A 16,061-nucleotide genomic window follows, 5' to 3' on the forward strand; every position below is an offset into this window, starting at 1 on the left:
GTGGGCTCACTCTCCATACAGTCGGCGAAGTTCCGCGCCCACCTTGCTCGACGCACGCGAAACCACCTGCGCCCCCGCGCCTTCTGAGTTCGGCATCGGGCATTGGGAGCACAACGGCGCCCGTAGTCTTGGACGGGAACAGCACCTGTGCGGTGCCGCACGTAGTGGTCTCGTCGCGCTGACTGATAGCCGAGACGTCGATCGAAACGACGTCGTCAGCGGTGTCGCTCTTGGCGGTGACCTTGCCGGTGCATCGGTGCACGTCTCCGTGGTAGTTGAACCCGCGCATCTGCAGGTCCATCTCGGCCAGCCAGCCGTCGTCACCGATCCAGTTCGTCAGCAGTTGGCTCACCCACGCCGCTTCCTCGGCCAGCTTCACCGCGTGGCTACGGCCCTGACCGCGGGCGCCGCCCGTGACCAGAACCACTTTGTCCTGTACTCGTCCCATATCTAGCGTGCCGTCCATACTGGTCGACGTTTCTCGGCGAAGGCCCGCGGACCTTCCTTGGCGTCTTCGGATTTGAGCAACTCCGTGAACTCACGCGTGGTGCGCTCCCATTTGGGTTCCTCATCGGCGATGATTCCGCCGTCGGCACCATAGGCGAGTCGTTTGCTGGCCTGAACCGACAGTGGTGCGTTGACCGTGATGCGCTCGGCGAGCGCGATTGCCGCCTCGACCACCGCGCCATCCGGTACAACCTCGTTGATCAGGCCCCACCGAAGAGCGTCTGCCGCGGCCATCGGCTCCCCGGTGAACACTAATTCCAGTGCCACCTTGCGCGGCAACTGCTCGACGATCCGGAACACGCCGCCGGCCCCGGCGATCAGCCCGCGCTTGACCTCGGGCAGGCCGAATGACGCGCTCTCGCAGGCGACGACAAGATCGCTGGCCAGCGCAAGTTCGGAGCCGCCACCCAGCGCCGTGCCGTTCACCGCAGCGATGGTGGGTTTGTCGACGAAGTGGTGTACGTAACCGGCGAAACCCCATTCCGGGTGTTCGTCGTGAAAAAGGTTCTCGCCACGGGAGATCGCCTTGAGGTCGGCGCCCGCGCAGAATGACTTGTCACCTGCCCCGGTGATCACCACCGCCCACACGTCGGGGTCGGCCTGCGCGGCCGACAGCGCGTCACCAACCGCCGTGCTCACCGCGCCGTTGACGGCATTGCGGGCCTCGGGCCGGTTGATGGTGATCAGTGCGACGTTTCCACGCCGCTCTACCAGTGCCGCTGGGCTCGCCACGTCGGTGGCAGATTCGTTCATCAAGGCTCCTTTGAATTGGATGGTTGCGTGTAAAGGTCTTCAACCACCGTCCGTTGTCCACAGCGGCGGTCGCCCGACTGCCGAGCGCGGCGTGGGGGCCGACGGCACGCAGTGCGAGCGCATGCAGGTGCCGCCAAGTGCTGGTCGACAAGTTCGGCGTGCCAAGCCCGCGCCGCGGCGATACGGTCCGGCTTCTCCCCAGACCGGGCAACCTGATCCTGACATCGACGAAAGTCGGCGAGTAACGATTCCAGCCGGGGACGCCAATCAGCGGACTGCATCACACCTCACAAAGTCAACCTGGTTAACCATATCGATGGCGCAGAGTCACATAGCCGCTTGGCAAGCCCGTCGGTCAGTCCTCTTCGAGAGTGAGCGCAAGCTCCGGGCAGGCAGCGACTCCGTCGCGGGTGGCCTCCTCGTCCTCGGGGCGAACGTCATGCGCTTCTAGGATCGAGTAGCCCGAGTCGTCGATCGGGAACAAGTCCGGGTCGACTGCATAGCACTGAGCGTGACCCACGCACTTCGACCGTTCGAGACGAACCTTCACGAGACCTCCTCTGCTCGACCGCGAGGGCGTGCGGCCTGGTCCACTGAGACAGCATAAGACTAAAGGATTAACTAATTAACTCAATCCGGGGGCTGACCGGGTTCGACATCTGGCAAGCTTTCCAAACATGACAGGGGTCAGCGGTGTCGATGCCGAGCCACCACTCGGCCGAGACAGTGTCGTAGCGCTCGACGGTGGTTCGCCGCTGAGCCGTCAGGCACTGGGCAACAAGGGTTTCGGCATCAATCTGATGCGATCCGCCGGGCTAGCCGTTCCGCCGGCCTTCTGCCTCACCACCGAGCTGTGCGCGCAGTGGCTGGATGGAGCCGAGGACGTGCTGGACAGGGTGTGGCCCGACGTGCTCCAGAGCCTGCGGTGGCTGGAGCGGCAGACGTCGCGTACCTTCGGCCACGGCCCACGGCCGCTGCTGCTCAGCGTGCGATCCGGTGCGAGTCAATCTATGCCGGGCATGCTCGACACGGTGCTCGACCTCGGCATCAACGACGCCGTCCACGAAGCCCTCACAACCCACGTGTCGGCGGGGTTCGCCGCCGACACCCGGGCCCGTTTCGAGGCGATGTACCGCCGAATCGTGCTCGCAGACACATCCGCAGCCGTACCCACCGATCCGCTGCTGCAGCTCCGATTGGCCATCGAGGCAGTGTTCAGCTCGTGGACCAGCCCGCGGGCGCAGGCCTACCGCGCCCATCACGGGCTCGACGCCGCCGGGGGCACGGCGGTGGTGGTGCAAGCGATGGTGTTCGGGAATCTGCACCACGACTCGGGAACCGGGGTGCTGTTCAGCCGCAACCCTGCGACCGGAGCAGACGAACCGATGGGCGAATGGTTGCCAGGTGCGCAAGGCGAGGATGTGGTCTCGGGAACCTTCGATTGCCTGCCGCTGAGCGCGTTGCGGACCGCTCAGCCCCGTGTATTCGACGAATTGATGGCCGCGGCCGCCGAGCTCGAACGCCTCGGCCGCGATGTGCAGGATATCGAGTTCACCATCGAAGAGGGCCGGCTGTGGCTGTTGCAGACGCGCACCGCCAAGCGCTCCCCGCAGGCAGCCGTCCGACTAGCGCTGAAGTTTCGTGAGGCCGGGCTGATCGACGATGCCGAGGTCCTGCGCCGGGTCACGCCCGACCACGTGCGGGCGCTGCTGTCTCCGTCCATTCAGCCCGAAAACCGGCTCACGGCAACGCTTTTGACCACCGGTCTGCCCGCCAGTCCCGGAGTCGCCTCGGGCACGGCGTACCACGACGTCGACGCCGCCCTCGCCGCAGCCGACCGCGACGAGGACGTGATCCTCGTCCGAACCTCCACCAGCCCCGATGACATCGCCGGGATGATCTCAGCCCGCGCGGTCGTGACCGAGATCGGTGGCGCCACCTCCCACGCTGCAGTGGTCAGCCGCGAGCTCAGCCTGCCCGCCGTTGTGGGCTGCGGCGCCGGAGTCGTTGCGGCACTTGAAGGCCGAAAGATCACCGTAGACGGCGCCGCGGGGAAGGTCTACGACGGTGAGATCGAGTTGACGGCGTGGTCGGAGCAAGACAGCCCCGACCTGATCGAGCTGGCAGCGATCGCCCATCGGCTCAGCCCGATACGGGTCCACGCCACTGGAGCACACCCAGTGCTCGCCGACGTGTCGGAGGCTACAGTGCGCGACGCGGTGTCAGCCGGTCTGACCGACGTCGTCTGCGACACGCCCCTGATCGCCACACTCACCGCAGTGCGACTCTCCGAGAGGTCCGAGGATGGATGAACTGACCTTATTGCAGGCGATACGGCTGAAGGGCCGGGTGCGTCCTACCGACCTGGCCGCGACGCTGAACGAGGACGAGGCGTCCGTCAATGCGGCCATCACGGAGCTCGCCGACGCGGGACTGATCTCAGACGGCAGGTCGGTCCGACTGTCGCCGGACGGCCGGACGCGCCTTGGCGAGCTGCTGGCCGAGGAACGCCGCGGGATCGACGGGGAGTCGTTCGGCCAGGCTTACGACCAGTTCCGTCCGATAAACCGTCAATTCAAGGCGCTGGTCTCCGAATGGCAACTCCGCGACGGCGAACCCAACGACCACTCCGATGCCGACTACGACGCCGCGGTGCTGGGCCGGCTCGACTCCGTCCACGCAGCCGTCGTGCCCATCCTCGCCGCAGCCTCACTCCAGCTACCGCGGCTCCACGCCTACTCCGACAAGCTCTCCGCGGCGCTGCAGAAGGTCCAGTCCGGAGACACCACCTGGTTCACCCGGCCGATCGTCGACTCGTATCACACGGTGTGGTTCGAACTGCACGAAGAGCTCATCTGCGCGGCGGGACTGACCCGCGAGGACGAAGCCACGTCGGGCCACGCCGAGTAGGTCTCGCCAGCGTCACGATCCAGGCGCAGCTTCCACGCCATCTTGCGCGCCGTAACCAATGCCCACGCGCCGAGGAGTCCGATCAACGCAGCGTCCTGCCAATGATGCATTCCGGCCATCACCGCGCTGCCGGCCGCGCAAAGCATGAAGATGCCTTGCGCGGCCCGGCGCATTATGACGGTGCTGCTCATCCCCTGCCGCCCCAGGTTTCCGTTACACAGATGCCAGCGACGGCTTTTCCGCACCCACCCGTGGGAAGTTCAGCATCCGACGAGCGTTCTCCTCAACGATGAGCGAGCACTCGTCGTCGGGCACCTCGGCGAGCACCTCAGCAGCCCGCTTGCGCGAGTTCGGCCAGTTCGAATCGCTATGGGGGAAATCGATTTCCAGTGTGATTCGATCGATGCCGATGGCGTGGCGATTCTTCAGGCCGTGCTCGTCGTCGATGAAGCAGCCCCAGAAGTGCTTGCGGAACAGGTCCGACGGGCGGGTATCGAAATCGATGTTCTGGTAGTAGCGGTGTCGCTCCCAGACGTAGTCCGACCGCTCGAGGATGTAGGGCACCCAGCCGATGCCGCCTTCCGCCAGCGAGATCTGCAGTTCGGGGAACTGCTGGAGCTTGCCGGAGAACAGCAAGTCCACGGTGCTCCACATCAAGTTGGATGAGAACAGGGTGATCGCCACGGCGAACGGCGCGTCCGGCAATGCCTTCGCCACATTGGGGTCGGGCTTCAACGACGAGAACGAGAAACCCGGGACGTAAGACCCCGACCCGAAGTGCAACGAGACCGGCATCTTCGTATCAGAGCAGACCTGCCACAGCCCGTCCCAGTGATCCGAGTGGAACGACGGAAGACCTAGGGGCACTGGGCTGTCCGGGAACGAGACGGTGCGCGCACCCTTCGCGGCCACCCGCTCGGCCTCGGCCACGCAGGCATCGATGTCCCACGTCGGCAGGATGGCCAGCGGTATGTAACGGTCGGGCGCGGTGGCGCACCACTCGTCTATGTAGAAGTCGTTCCACGCCTTGACGCACAACAGCGCGAGTTCCTTGTCCTTGGCACGCTGGAACGTCCCGCCGCCGAAGCCGGGGAACGACGGGAAACACAGGGCCGCCTGTACGCCGTCGAGATCCATGTCGGCAACCCTCGCGACGGGGTCGTAGCAGCCGGGAATCATGTCCTCGTACCGGACGGGATCCATGCCCCACTCCTCCGGCGGCTTGCCCGCAACCGCATTGAGCCCGATCGTCGGGAAGATCTGCCCGTCATAGCTCCACAGGTGCTTGCCGTCCATCTCCACGATGCGGGGGCCGGCTTCGCGCCACTTCTCGGGTAACCGGTCGTGCCATACCCGGGGATGTTCGACCAGGTGGTCGTCGACGGAAACGATCTGATGGTGATCCTGAAGCGGCATGATGCACTCCTTCGCGTCTGACGTTTCGTCTCGTTTTCTGACAGTTCATCTCACAGGCTATATGATGGAGACCACATCAGTCCAGAGGTTGAGAGGTACGACATGAACTCCTCAAACCGACCCGTCGACGACGGAGCCCGGGAAAAGGTCGACGAAGACGACCACGACCTGCTGACCTTCGGCGAGGCTGGCGAACGGCTCCGGCTCGAAGTCGCTGCGGCAGTGCACGAGGTCGGCCGCCTGCGACAAGACGGGCCGAGCGAACAACTCGAGAGGGCCGAAGCCCGCCTCGACGCATTGCGGTCAGCGGCTGTCCGCAACAGCGCACAACCCATCAACGACGCCAACTTCGAGAAGTTCTTCGGCTACCCCGGCAAGGCCAAGCGCAACCTGCCGGGGCCGTCAGCCACGTGACTGCGAGATCGGCGCAGGCCCACAGGGATACTTCTCCTGTGGGATCAACTCCGGACAAGACGCGTCGTCCCGGCTACGCCCCGGTCACGAATGTCGGGGTCGGGCGCCGCGGCATGCACACCCGAGACCGGATTCTCGCGTGCGCGGCGGACGTGTTCCTGACCCACGGGTTCCACAGCACGTCGCTCGACACCATCGCCAAGGCGGCGAATGCCTCCCGCGCCACCGTCTATCAGTACTTCGCAGGCAAGGAGGACATCTTCCGCGAGTTGAGCACATCGGCTGGGCGCGACATGCTCATCCACGGTGAACACCTCGGCGAACTCGGCCCGACAGTCGCCGGCGTCGAAGAGCTCCACCGGTGGTTGGCCGACTGGGCGGATATCTACGACACTCACGCGGCCGTGTTCGCGGAGTTTCCCGGCATCGGCACTGCGACTGGTCTCTCGGTCATCGACACGGGCGAGGTCGCCGAGCAGTACCGGCTCATGGTGACCGAGCGACTACGGCACGCGCCACTGGATGGCTTGGACCTCCACGATGCCGCCGCTGTGTTGGGGCGCATCCCACACATGGTCAACCTCTATCGGCACCGCGCGATGTTTCCGCTACCCGACCGTTCGGTCGTGTCGTGGTCGCTGACCGTCGCCCTACAGCTGATGTTGTTCCCCGACACCCCTGCGGACATATTGCGCGCGGCCGCACCGCAGGTCGTGGCGTCCGCCGCCACGCCGTCCGCGGTCGTCGAGCCAACGGCCGCGATCACGCGGGTCGCGGCAGTCCCGCTATCCCCGATCGCACAGGACGTGCTCTCGGTGAGCTCAGCGTTGTTCGCCGAACACGGTTACTACGCAGTCAGCATGGAGGAGATCGCTACGGCAACCGAGCTCAGCCGCGCCACGCTGTACCGCTATTTCAGCACGAAGGACCGGATCCTGGCCGAGCTGACTCGGCGCGCGGTGGCCGAGATCGAGGAGCATGCCGCCGCACTGCCTCAGATGGCCCAGAGTTCCCTACGTGATTGGATGCTGCGCTACGTCCGGTTCCACCGCAACTACCGCGGTGTCATTCGGGCGTGGCTCGACGGGACCGTGGCCGAACAGATGTCCGACGCCGACATCGATCACGGCATCGGCGCCATCCAGCGCGCGGTCGCTGCATTGCTCGACACCGTCGCACTACCGGTAGGGATCGAACCTCAAGTCGCGGTCGCGGTGTTCCTGGCGGTGCTGGGCCGGATGAACGAGCCGACGGCGGCCGCAGAAGCGGACAGCGACGAACGCGCCGCCGAACTCATGGTGAACGTACTGCGCCGCTCATTGCTGCGGGCGGCATGAGCGTCGCGCTCATGCCGGTGCGGGCTGATACCCCGCGGCCGAGTTGCGCAACGCCCAGATCTGAGCCGGGCACAACTCCTGCGCGGACTGGGCGATCAGGTATGACGCCTGATACTCGTCCGAAGTGTGGAAGTCCCCCTTGAGCTCACTGATCAGCTGCGCGTACGGCATTCCGGCGACGATCCGGTCGCAGACGCTGTAGCCGTAGCTCAGCGCGTGGTCGGCATTCGCGAAGTTGTACCCGGGCCGGACCGTCACGTTGACAAGGTAGGCCACCTGATCGGCGTGGACCGTCGGCATGTTGAGCGCCGCCGCGGCCGCCGTGGCGAGCGCACCCATCGGCGGCCGGGCAGCTGATCTGCGTCGTTTCATGAGTACGAAAAAACGTAATTCATTTAGCTGTTTCCGGGGTTAGTCTTTTCGACCATGACGTCCCAGTGCGCAGTCCGGCGGTGCGCAGTGAGCGCCGCGCTGTTGTCGTTGATGATCCCCGCGACAGCTGTGCCGAACGCCCAGGCCGACAACAAGCGCCTGAATGAGAGTGTCTTCGTCAACATTTACACCGCACAGAAACAGAACGGGTGCCCGACTGAACCAAAGCTGGACGGCCGACTGGTCGAGGCGGCCCGCCTGCACACGCTCGACGTGCTCAACAACCCGAACCTCAACGGGGACATCGGTTCCGACGGTTCCACGCCGCAAGACCGGGCCAGCAGACAGGGATTCGTCGGCAAGGTCTCCGAGACCGTGGCCATCAACCCGGCGCTGGCGATCAGCGGCATCGAGATCCTCGGCCAGTGGTGGTGGGACCCGCCGCGGCGCGCCATCATGCAGGACTGTGCAAACACCGCCATCGGAGTGTGGTCGGAGAACAGCCTGGCGCGCTCCGTGGTCGTGGCGGTGTACGGCCAGCCCGGGTTGTAGTCAGTCCCTCAGTTCGGCACGCAGCCGCTTCTTGTCCACCTTGCCGCTTGCCAAGACCGGCAGCTCGGCGACCAGCACCAGTCGACGCGGGACCTTGTAGCGGGCCAAGCTCTGCCGGACGCCGCCCTGAATCGTCTCCAACGTCAGCGAGGCGCCCACCGACGGCACCACCACCGCGCAGACCGCCTCCCCCCACTTCTCGTCGGGCACGCCCACCACTGCGCAGGCCGCCACCCCGTCGAGCGCGGAGATCGCACCCTCCACCTCAGGCGAATAGACGTTCTCCCCGCCGCTGATGATCACGTCCTTCTTGCGGTCCACCAGGTACAGCAGCCCACGCTCGTCCATGCGGCCCACATCGCCGGTGCGACACCACCCGTCGAACAGGGTCACTGCGGTGGCCGCGGGATCGTCGAGGTAGCCGCGGAATGCAGAGTCAGACTGCACCACGATCTCGCCGGTCTGCCCCGACGGCAGATCGCGACCTTCGTCGCCGACGATGCGCACCCGGGTGCCCGGAAACGGAAAGCCCACTGACTGAAGCCGCTCCTCGGCCTGCGGGTCGTCAAGTGCGTGGAGTTCGCGCGGCAGCCCCGACACGATGACCTCGGTCTGGCCGTACAGGTTGAGGAAGCCGACGCCGGGCAGCGTGGACAGAGCCCGCTGCAGGGTGGTCGCCGAGATCGGCGCAGCCGAATAGATGACCGTGTGCAGGCTGTCCGTGACGTCGGCATCGGTGAGCGCATCGAGCAATGCCTTGAGCATCACCGGCGCAAGGTGCAGCAGCGTGATCCGCTCGGAGGCGATCAGTCGGACGGCGTCCGCGGCGTCGAACTGGTGCTGCAGGACCACCGTTCCACCGCGCGCGTGCAGACCGCCGATGATCGCGAGTGCCCCGACGTGGAACATCGGCATGTTGATCAGACCGCGATCGGCACTGCCGCAACGCATTTCGCTGTTCATCGTGTACGCGACCCTGCGTAGCTCGCGCTGTCCGATCACGCAGCACTTGGACGCGCCGGTGGTACCGCTGGTGAACAGCAGGCACGCGACGTCATCGGCCGTGGCGATGAACTCGGGTTCGCCACCCCGGCCGCTCTCGATGAACCGTTCGTAGCCGATCGTCGCCGGGGACGCCGCACCACCGATCGCCACCAGGACCGGTGGCGACGGCCACTGCGCGACGACGTCGGCGATCACCGTGACGAACTCCTCGGCGACGAATACGATCGCCGGCTTCACACGTCGCACAACGTCAGCCATCTCCGGCGACGAGAGCCGAAAGTTGATGGTGGCCAAGACGATTCCACCGAGCTGCGTTGCGGCGATCACTTCACCGAACTCGATGCTGTTGCGACTCAGCACCGCGATCCGATCCTGGTGCCCCACTCCCGCCGCCGCCATCGCCGACACCAGCCGCACCGCGCGGTCCCGCAACTGCGCATGGGTGAGGGTGCGGTCGCCGTGCCGGTAGGCGACGATGTCAGGGAAGCGGACCGCGTTGTCGGTCACGATGTCTCCGAGCGTCAGATCGCCGGCGGCGATGCTCTCCATCGGCGTGAAATTACCTGCTGCTCAGCAGCATCGACCCGGCCACCGGACCGCCGCCGACCCCCACAGCGACCACCTCCGGAGTCTTGGGGGCCTGCCGTTCACCGCCTTCGCCCCACAGTTGCACACACGCTTCATGCAGGAATCCCATGCCGTGCAAACGCCCGCCGGAGAGTTGGCCGCCGCTGGTGTTGATCGGCAGCGGGCCGTCGAGCGCGATGCGCGAACCGTCGCCCAAGAACTCGCCGACCTTGCCGTGGTCGCAGAAGCCCAATGCTTCCAACCACATGACGGTCAGGAATGAGAAGCCGTCGTACAACTGGGCCATGTCGACGTCGGCCGGTTTCAGCGTCGTGTGCTCCCATAGCGTCGCCGCCGAATCGTGCGCAGCCATCGTGGTGATGTCCGCGCGCTGGTCCCAGGTGGCGCGCTCGAACATGCCCGGCCCGACGGACTCGACGGTCAGGGGGTGCCGGGGCAGTCCCTTCGCGGCGTCGCGCCGCGAGACGATGACCGCGGTGGCGCCGTCGCAGGGCACGTCGCAGTCGTAGAGGCACAGCGGCTCCGAAATCATGCGCGCACTGAGGTAATCGTCCATCGTCATCGGCTCGCGATAGACCGCGTCCGGGTTCAATCCCGCGTTGGTGCGGGCGTTGATCGCAATGCGGCCGAGGTGCTGGCGCGTCAGGCCGAAGTCGTGCATATAGCGCTGCGCGGGCATGGCCAGCCAGTTCGCCGCTGACAGGGCCCCGAACGGGGCCACCCACTCAAGGTGCGGGGGTAGTTCGCCGCCACCGAACAGCACCGAGGCGCGGCCGCCGCCGGCCTGCTGCGCGGCGGTGGATTCCCACACCGACCGGTACACCACGACGTGGTTGGCCAACCCGAGGCTGACGGCCATGCACGCCTCGATCGCCGGGCCGATCTGCCCTGCCGTCTCCATCGCCGAGACATACCACCGCGAGCGCAACCCCAACGCGTTACGGACCTCCTGCACCGTCGCCCCGGAGAAGCCGGCGTCGGGCACGCCCGGTCCCGGGTAGCTGGCGATTCCGTCGACGTCGTCGACGCTGAGCCCGGCATCCTCGATGGCACGGAGCACCGCCTCGACCGTCAGGTCCAGCCCGGTGCGACCCAGTCGGCGGCCGACCTGAGACTTGCCCGCCCCGGTCAGCACCGCTTTGCCCTCGAACGGACCACCCTTCACAAGCGATCCCGCTTCTCTTGTCGCTGGTCGGTCATCCGTTCGCCTCCAGTGCGTTCAGTAATAGGTTTGGCGCTTTGACCATACGTCTGACGTCGAACACGTCAGAAGATCGCCCGAACGATGAGGTCTATTACCGCGGCGGGCTTCTCAGAGCCCTCGAGTTCGACCGTGTGCCGCATCGTCAAGTTCGCGGTCGTCTCGTTGGCCTTCGCGACGTCGACGAGTACGGATCGCGCCCGGATCCGGCTGTTCGCCGTGACCGCCGACAGGAAGCGGACCTTGTTCAGCCCGTAGTTCAGCCTCATCTTCGAGTTGACAATCCGGTAGTTGTCCGCCGAGAGCGTCGGGATCAGGGATAGCGTGAGGAATCCGTGCGCGATCGTGGCACCGTATTGACTTTCGGCCTTCGCCCGCTCCACATCGACATGGATCCATTGGTGGTCATCGGTGACATCGGCGAAGGCGTCGATCATCTGCTGATCCACCAGCCGCCACTCACCGACACCAAGCTCTTCTCCGACCGCTTGTTCCGCTTCCTCGATGGATCCGATGACCTTCATAAACGTCCGCCTTTCGATATCAAGAGGTGCGTTCCGAGCTCACCGGTCGAGGAGTTGCTCGACGTCTCGTCACCGCGCTGACCCACGTCACGACGCGACCAAGTATACCGCTATCTATTTAACGGTATAGACTGACGACGCTCACCGGGCATCGCGCCCGACTCGCCCGACGACCCTGGGAGATACATGGCCACCACCACATCCCGCGCAGCGATCGTGGCCGCTGCCCGCACCGCGATCGGGACGGCACGCAGAGGCACCCTCGCTAACGTTCCCGCGATCGAGTTGGCCAAGCCCGTCGTCGCGGCGGTCGTCGAACGGTCCGGCCTCGATCCGGCCGCCTTCGACGACCTGGTACTGGCCGAAAGCATGCAGGGCGGCGGCGACAGCGCCCGCTACATCGCCGTGGCGCTGGGCCTGGTCGACATTCCCGGGATCGCCGTCAATCGACAGTGCGCATCGAGCCTGTCCGCCATCGCGGTGGGCGCTGGGCAGATCGCCTCCGGCATGAGCCGTGCCATCCTCGCCGGCGGCATGGAGTCGCTGTCCACCGGACCGATCATGCAGAAGCGCAAGCCCTTCACGTCGGGCAAGTCACCCGAGGACTACGAGCAGTGGTTCCCCGAATCGCATCCGCCGACCGCGGAAGCGCCCGCGATGGACATGTCCATCACCGTCGCGCACAACTGCAACGTCCAGTACGGGATCACCCGCCAAGACCAGGACGAGTGGGCGCTGCGTAGCCATCAACGCGCCATCAAGGCCATCGACGCCGGATCGTTCACCGACGAGATCATCCCGATCCAGGTTCCCCAGGCAGACGGGACCACGATTACTTTCGCCGAGGACGAGCATCCGCGGCGCGGTAGTTCGATGGAGTCCCTCGCCGGATTGAAGGTATTGCACCCGGAGATCGAGGGCTTCTCGGTCACCGCAGGCAACTCGTCGGGCATCAACGACGCCGCAGCGGTCGTCGCGCTGGCGGCTCCCGACACTGCGCAGGACGTGCTTGCCAACGTGCTGTCGTGGACGCAGGTCGGTCTGGACCCGACCCGCACCGGCAGCGGACCGATCAAGGCGATCCCGAAGGCGCTGGAACTGTCAGGCCGCAAGCTCGAGGACGTCGCGCTCTTCGAGATCAACGAGGCGTTCGCCGCGCAGGCCGTGGCGTGTGCCCGCGAACTCGGCCTCAACGAGGAGATCGTCAACGTGTACGGCTCGGGCATCAGTCTCGGCCACCCGATCGCCGCGACCGGAGCCCGGATGGTCACCTCGGCGATCTACGAACTGCGCCGCCGCGGCGGCGGCATCGGCGTGCTGTCCATGTGCGCGGGCGGCGGCATGGGCGCCGCGATGGTCATCGAGGTGGCCTGACATGAGCGCACTGATCACCGAGGGATTGTTCCGGCTGGACGGCGAGCGCGCGGTGCTGTTCGCGTCCCGCAGGCGGTCGTCGGGCGTGGTGAAGTTCCCCGCCGAACGGCCCGAACTCTTCGACGGCGACCCCGAGATCCAGGACGACATCGAAAAGATCGAATTGTCCACCGAGGGAACGCTGTACACCTACACCACGCAGGAGTTCCTGCCGCCGCTGCCATACAAGGGAAAGCGCGATCCAAAGGCGTTCAGGCCTTACGTGGTCGGCTTCGTCGAGTTGGCTGAGGGCGTGCTGGTGGAGTCGCTGATCGTCGGCGCGACCGCCGAGCAGCTGCAGATCGGCCAGCGCCTGGTGTCGACCACCACGACGCTCGAGACCGACGACGGCAAGTCACTGGTGACGTTCGCGTTCCGTCCCACCACGTAGGGTCCACGATGTGACCGACCTGGGCAGCCCGCCGTTCGGGCTTCATCCCCTGCACGGCGTGCACCAACCGACGACCGGCAATCCGCCGCGTCGCCCCGGATCCGCTCGACGGACCACGTCGATCGACATGACCCGGGACGACGGCACTTTGGACCCCGTGCACCTCAACGGTCATGCCAGGGACCTTCGGACGGCGCCCGACGGCACCGCTACCGTGCTCGGTGAAGCCGGTTTGTCGGCCACCATCGAACTGGTCGCCCGCGTCGTCCGCCATGTCGAGGTCGCACCGCCGGTCGATGCGGTGGCGCACCTGTCCGGTGCACCGGCGATGAGCGGGTTCCGTGCCGCTGCCGACAAGGCGGCCCCGGAACTGCGGGCCAGCCGCGACCTGCGCTACACGCTGCTCGACGACGTCCCCGTGGCGACACTGATCTCCGGCCACGCGCTGTCCGCGTCAGGGCTGCTGGGGCATTACGCGCAGTCCGGGTACCTACCGGTGGCCGACCAGTGCGCTGGATTTGCCACCGGCGGCCTCCTGATGAACTCCTTCGAAACCGGCGATCCGGCCGTGGTCACCGGGCCCGCAGCGCCGGATCTCGACGGCGGCGATGACCCGTGGGCGTGGCACCGGATGGCGCCGTTGCCGGTGAACGGCATGCGACGGCGGCGTCGCATCGATGTCTTCAAGGACGGTGACCGGCGGATCGGCGTCGACGCCATGTTTCGCGACACCTATGTGCGGACCGACGGCGTGGAGACGATCATCCACGAGTACACCCTGGCCGCGGCTGTCGACGCCGACACCGGAGTGATCCTCGAGTCACACGCCACTCCGCGAGTGCTGCCCTGGCAGGAATGCCCGGGCGCAGTGGCCAGCGCCGAGCGGATCGCCGGAATGACACTGCGCGAACTGCACTTCCGGGTTCGGCAGGAGTTGTTCGGCACCAGCACGTGCACCCATCTCAACGATCTGCTGCGCAGCGTCGCCGACGCCGAGGCGCTGATCGACCAGATGCGCGCGGCCTAATCCCGCGCCTTCCCCGCACGCTTGACCGCCGATGTCCGCGGTGTGAGCGATGCTGCGAGCAGATTGCGGAGAATCCCCTCCTCACCGCCGTCCTCTGGATTCGCAGGTTCAGACATGAGGCTGAAGTTGATTCGAGTCACCCAACGGGCCAACGTGTCCGGGGAGAGATCATCGCGCACTTCCCCGGCCGCCGCAGCGCCGGCGATACGATGACCGAGCGCTTCGGCGAGCTTGTCACGCCACAGGTCCGAGTGCTCGGCCGCATGGTAGGTGTGCGCCGCTTCGTCGTTGTGAATGAGTAGTCGGATGATCGGCGATGTGCGGGCTGCGGCATTTCCGGCAAGACACGCCGCGACCAGACGATCGAGGAAAGGCTCGTCTGTACGCCAGCAATGGTCGGCGGCGGCGAGCACGCCGTCAAGGGCACGAACGAACGAGGAAACGAGAATCGCGTCTTTGTTCGGGAAGTAGTAGTAGACCGTGGATCGGTTGACGCCCGCCTTGTTGGCGATGTCACTCATGCGGGTGCGGGTCGGTCCACGGTCGGCATAGCAGGCTTCCGCGGCTGCCAGCAGTCGTTCTCGCGCTTCGTCCTCGTTCAGCGGTAAGTCCGCGCCCCAGGCGCCGGCACGATTCACCTCCGGGTGCGCGGTCACGAGTCAGGAGCTTACCTCCGGCTATTGCCCCTGTCCGACAAAATCACCTAGTGTGTCGTAGACCCAACAACTGCGCGATATGTGTCTGATGTGACTAACTCTTGTGGTCCACGACGAGTGCAGCGAAGGAGAGCAGACATGCTGAACGTCGTCGATCAACTGGCTACGCGGGCGGATCTCATCCCCAAGGATCCGGCACCGGAACTGATCAAATCGATGACGTGGCAGGTCTCCATGCTGGCCGTCACAGTGATCCTGGCAGCGCTGGTCTTCGGCTACGCCCTCAGGACGTGGCGCACCACCGGACGCTCCGAAATGTTCTGGATCACGCTCGGAGCGCTGGCCGCGGTGTTCTACGAGCCTCTCGGTGACTACATGGTCGACATCACCTATCACCGGTCCGGCGCACTGACCTCGCTGACCGGTTTCAGCGGCACCATCCCACTGTGGGTGTTGTTCATGTACCCCGTCTTCTGGGGCCCGGCGATCCTGTACTTGGTCACCCGCCTCGAGACCGGCCTTGCCATGAAACGGTGGATGGGCCTGTTCGCCTTGTCCATCCCCTTCACGTTGTTCTTCGAGGTGCCGATGCTCCAACTCGGCCTCTACCAGTACTACGGATCGCAGCAGCCCATCGCGGTCTGGGGATACCCCCTCTGGATGGCCTTCTCCAACACCGCCGCCATCTTCGTGGTGTCCCTGCTGGTCCATGCCGCCAGGAAGGCCGCGCTGGTGCGTGGGCGCCCCGCCTACCTCGTGCTCCTCGTGCCGAGCTTCATCATCGGCGTTGGCGTGACCACGATCGTCCCGATCGGCTTGGCCATGAGCTCCACCACCTCGCTGCTCATCATCAACCTGTGCGCCACGGTGTCAACGGTTCTGTCGGTCGCGTACGCCTGGGTCGGGTTCAAGATGGTCATGCCGTCAACCCCGACGCAGTCCCTGGCTGCCGAGAAGGACGCCGTCGCAGCCTGATCGACGCCGGGGAGGGACGG

Annotated in this window: 17 protein-coding genes and 2 pseudogenes; 9 read left to right on the top strand and 10 right to left on the bottom strand. The window is 65.8% G+C overall.

The features are described 5' to 3' along the window. Positions 1-6 precede the first annotated feature (6 nt). The 4 genes and pseudogenes from DYE23_RS31860 to DYE23_RS28425 all read right to left on the bottom strand — a co-directional run. Positions 7-361, bottom strand: a pseudogene (locus tag DYE23_RS31860) (hotdog family protein); the annotation flags it as partial. Next, positions 356-448, bottom strand: a pseudogene (locus DYE23_RS31070) (SDR family mycofactocin-dependent oxidoreductase); the annotation flags it as partial. The pseudogenes DYE23_RS31070 and DYE23_RS31860, both read right to left, overlap by 6 nt. A 2-nt stretch (positions 449-450) precedes the next feature. Then, positions 451-1,260 carry a crotonase/enoyl-CoA hydratase family protein gene (locus tag DYE23_RS28415; protein WP_069412439.1) on the bottom strand — a complete coding sequence of 270 codons (810 nt, stop codon included), beginning with the start codon at positions 1,258-1,260 and terminating at the stop codon, positions 451-453. A 355-nt stretch (positions 1,261-1,615) separates the two neighbouring features. Further along, a complete protein-coding gene (locus tag DYE23_RS28425; RefSeq protein ID WP_069412440.1) occupies positions 1,616-1,810 on the bottom strand; it encodes a ferredoxin FdxE in 195 nt (64 codons plus the stop codon). A 127-nt stretch (positions 1,811-1,937) separates the two neighbouring features. On the opposite strand from DYE23_RS28425, the gene DYE23_RS28430 reads away from it, so the two are divergent. Both DYE23_RS28430 and DYE23_RS28435 read left to right on the top strand, forming a co-directional pair. Then, on the top strand, positions 1,938-3,572 hold the full coding sequence (locus DYE23_RS28430; protein ID WP_115328752.1) for a pyruvate, phosphate dikinase: 1,635 nt from the start codon (positions 1,938-1,940) through the stop codon (positions 3,570-3,572). After that, positions 3,565-4,170 carry a helix-turn-helix domain-containing protein gene (locus DYE23_RS28435; protein WP_115328753.1) on the top strand — a complete coding sequence of 202 codons (606 nt, stop codon included), beginning with the start codon at positions 3,565-3,567 and terminating at the stop codon, positions 4,168-4,170. Before DYE23_RS28430 ends, DYE23_RS28435 begins: the two co-directional genes overlap by 8 nt. Before the next feature lie 213 nt (positions 4,171-4,383). Here DYE23_RS28435 and DYE23_RS28440 read toward each other — a convergent pair whose 3' ends face one another. Continuing rightward, positions 4,384-5,586 (bottom strand): amidohydrolase family protein, encoded by a 1,203-nt coding sequence (locus DYE23_RS28440; RefSeq protein WP_115328754.1) that lies wholly within the window; start codon positions 5,584-5,586, stop codon positions 4,384-4,386. Between the two features lie 102 nt (positions 5,587-5,688). Here DYE23_RS28440 and DYE23_RS28445 point away from each other — a divergent pair, with 102 nt between their 5' ends. Both DYE23_RS28445 and DYE23_RS28450 read left to right on the top strand, forming a co-directional pair. Next, on the top strand, positions 5,689-6,000 hold the full coding sequence (locus tag DYE23_RS28445; RefSeq protein WP_069412444.1) for an acyl-CoA synthetase: 312 nt from the start codon (positions 5,689-5,691) through the stop codon (positions 5,998-6,000). 38 nt (positions 6,001-6,038) lie between these two features. Then, positions 6,039-7,337 (top strand): TetR/AcrR family transcriptional regulator, encoded by a 1,299-nt coding sequence (locus DYE23_RS28450; RefSeq protein WP_115328755.1) that lies wholly within the window; start codon positions 6,039-6,041, stop codon positions 7,335-7,337. A gap of 9 nt (positions 7,338-7,346) precedes the next feature. On the opposite strand, the gene DYE23_RS28455 is transcribed toward DYE23_RS28450, so the two are convergent. Further along, positions 7,347-7,709 carry a DUF732 domain-containing protein gene (locus DYE23_RS28455; protein ID WP_115328756.1) on the bottom strand — a complete coding sequence of 121 codons (363 nt, stop codon included), beginning with the start codon at positions 7,707-7,709 and terminating at the stop codon, positions 7,347-7,349. Between the two features lie 54 nt (positions 7,710-7,763). On the opposite strand from DYE23_RS28455, the gene DYE23_RS28460 reads away from it, so the two are divergent. Beyond that, complete coding sequence (locus tag DYE23_RS28460; RefSeq protein WP_069412446.1) at positions 7,764-8,261, top strand: CAP domain-containing protein; 498 nt, start codon at positions 7,764-7,766, stop codon at positions 8,259-8,261. On the opposite strand, the gene DYE23_RS28465 is transcribed toward DYE23_RS28460, so the two are convergent. The 3 genes from DYE23_RS28465 to DYE23_RS28475 form a co-directional block, all read right to left on the bottom strand. Next, the gene (locus DYE23_RS28465; protein WP_115328757.1) at positions 8,262-9,815 is read right to left on the bottom strand and encodes a class I adenylate-forming enzyme family protein; all 1,554 of its coding nucleotides are present in this window, start codon (positions 9,813-9,815) and stop codon (positions 8,262-8,264) included. Positions 9,816-9,825: 10 nt separating this feature from the next. Then, positions 9,826-11,019 (bottom strand): thiolase family protein, encoded by a 1,194-nt coding sequence (locus tag DYE23_RS28470; protein ID WP_069412448.1) that lies wholly within the window; start codon positions 11,017-11,019, stop codon positions 9,826-9,828. 101 nt (positions 11,020-11,120) lie between these two features. Continuing rightward, complete coding sequence (locus DYE23_RS28475; protein WP_115328758.1) at positions 11,121-11,579, bottom strand: MaoC family dehydratase; 459 nt, start codon at positions 11,577-11,579, stop codon at positions 11,121-11,123. A 186-nt stretch (positions 11,580-11,765) separates the two neighbouring features. Here DYE23_RS28475 and DYE23_RS28480 point away from each other — a divergent pair, with 186 nt between their 5' ends. The 3 genes from DYE23_RS28480 to DYE23_RS28490 are packed head-to-tail and all read left to right on the top strand — an operon-like array spanning position 11,766 to position 14,410. Then, the gene (locus tag DYE23_RS28480) at positions 11,766-12,953 is read left to right on the top strand and encodes a thiolase family protein (protein WP_069412450.1); all 1,188 of its coding nucleotides are present in this window, start codon (positions 11,766-11,768) and stop codon (positions 12,951-12,953) included. Between the two features lies 1 nt (position 12,954). Next, a complete protein-coding gene (locus DYE23_RS28485; protein ID WP_069412451.1) occupies positions 12,955-13,383 on the top strand; it encodes a Zn-ribbon domain-containing OB-fold protein in 429 nt (142 codons plus the stop codon). Positions 13,384-13,393: 10 nt separating this feature from the next. Then, entirely contained in the window at positions 13,394-14,410 is a 1,017-nt protein-coding gene (locus DYE23_RS28490) for a DUF2889 domain-containing protein (protein WP_172527862.1), read from the top strand. Here the strand turns inward: DYE23_RS28490 and DYE23_RS28495 are convergent. Further along, positions 14,407-15,066 carry a TetR/AcrR family transcriptional regulator gene (locus tag DYE23_RS28495; protein WP_234815201.1) on the bottom strand — a complete coding sequence of 220 codons (660 nt, stop codon included), beginning with the start codon at positions 15,064-15,066 and terminating at the stop codon, positions 14,407-14,409. The two genes, DYE23_RS28490 and DYE23_RS28495, sit on opposite strands and share 4 nt — an antisense overlap. Positions 15,067-15,204: 138 nt before the next feature. Here DYE23_RS28495 and DYE23_RS28500 point away from each other — a divergent pair, with 138 nt between their 5' ends. Beyond that, positions 15,205-16,041, top strand: a complete 837-nt coding sequence (locus tag DYE23_RS28500) for a hypothetical protein (protein ID WP_115328759.1) — start codon at positions 15,205-15,207, stop codon at positions 16,039-16,041. Positions 16,042-16,061 lie beyond the last annotated feature (20 nt).

The organism is Mycolicibacterium gilvum (assembly GCF_900454025.1).
Lineage (GTDB): Bacteria > Actinomycetota > Actinomycetes > Mycobacteriales > Mycobacteriaceae > Mycobacterium > Mycobacterium gilvum.

Coding starts and splice junctions, on each gene's coding strand:
- DYE23_RS28460 (WP_069412446.1), top strand. CDS start 7,764: ATGACGTCCCAGTGCGCAGTCCGGCGGTGCGCAGTGAGCGCCGCGCTG.
- DYE23_RS28415 (WP_069412439.1), bottom strand. CDS start 1,260: ATGAACGAATCTGCCACCGACGTGGCGAGCCCAGCGGCACTGGTAGAG.
- DYE23_RS28455 (WP_115328756.1), bottom strand. CDS start 7,709: ATGAAACGACGCAGATCAGCTGCCCGGCCGCCGATGGGTGCGCTCGCC.
- DYE23_RS28435 (WP_115328753.1), top strand. CDS start 3,565: ATGGATGAACTGACCTTATTGCAGGCGATACGGCTGAAGGGCCGGGTG.
- DYE23_RS28500 (WP_115328759.1), top strand. CDS start 15,205: ATGCTGAACGTCGTCGATCAACTGGCTACGCGGGCGGATCTCATCCCC.
- DYE23_RS28485 (WP_069412451.1), top strand. CDS start 12,955: ATGAGCGCACTGATCACCGAGGGATTGTTCCGGCTGGACGGCGAGCGC.
- DYE23_RS28465 (WP_115328757.1), bottom strand. CDS start 9,815: ATGGAGAGCATCGCCGCCGGCGATCTGACGCTCGGAGACATCGTGACC.
- DYE23_RS28445 (WP_069412444.1), top strand. CDS start 5,689: ATGAACTCCTCAAACCGACCCGTCGACGACGGAGCCCGGGAAAAGGTC.
- DYE23_RS28430 (WP_115328752.1), top strand. CDS start 1,938: ATGACAGGGGTCAGCGGTGTCGATGCCGAGCCACCACTCGGCCGAGAC.
- DYE23_RS28475 (WP_115328758.1), bottom strand. CDS start 11,579: ATGAAGGTCATCGGATCCATCGAGGAAGCGGAACAAGCGGTCGGAGAA.
- DYE23_RS28480 (WP_069412450.1), top strand. CDS start 11,766: ATGGCCACCACCACATCCCGCGCAGCGATCGTGGCCGCTGCCCGCACC.
- DYE23_RS28440 (WP_115328754.1), bottom strand. CDS start 5,586: ATGCCGCTTCAGGATCACCATCAGATCGTTTCCGTCGACGACCACCTG.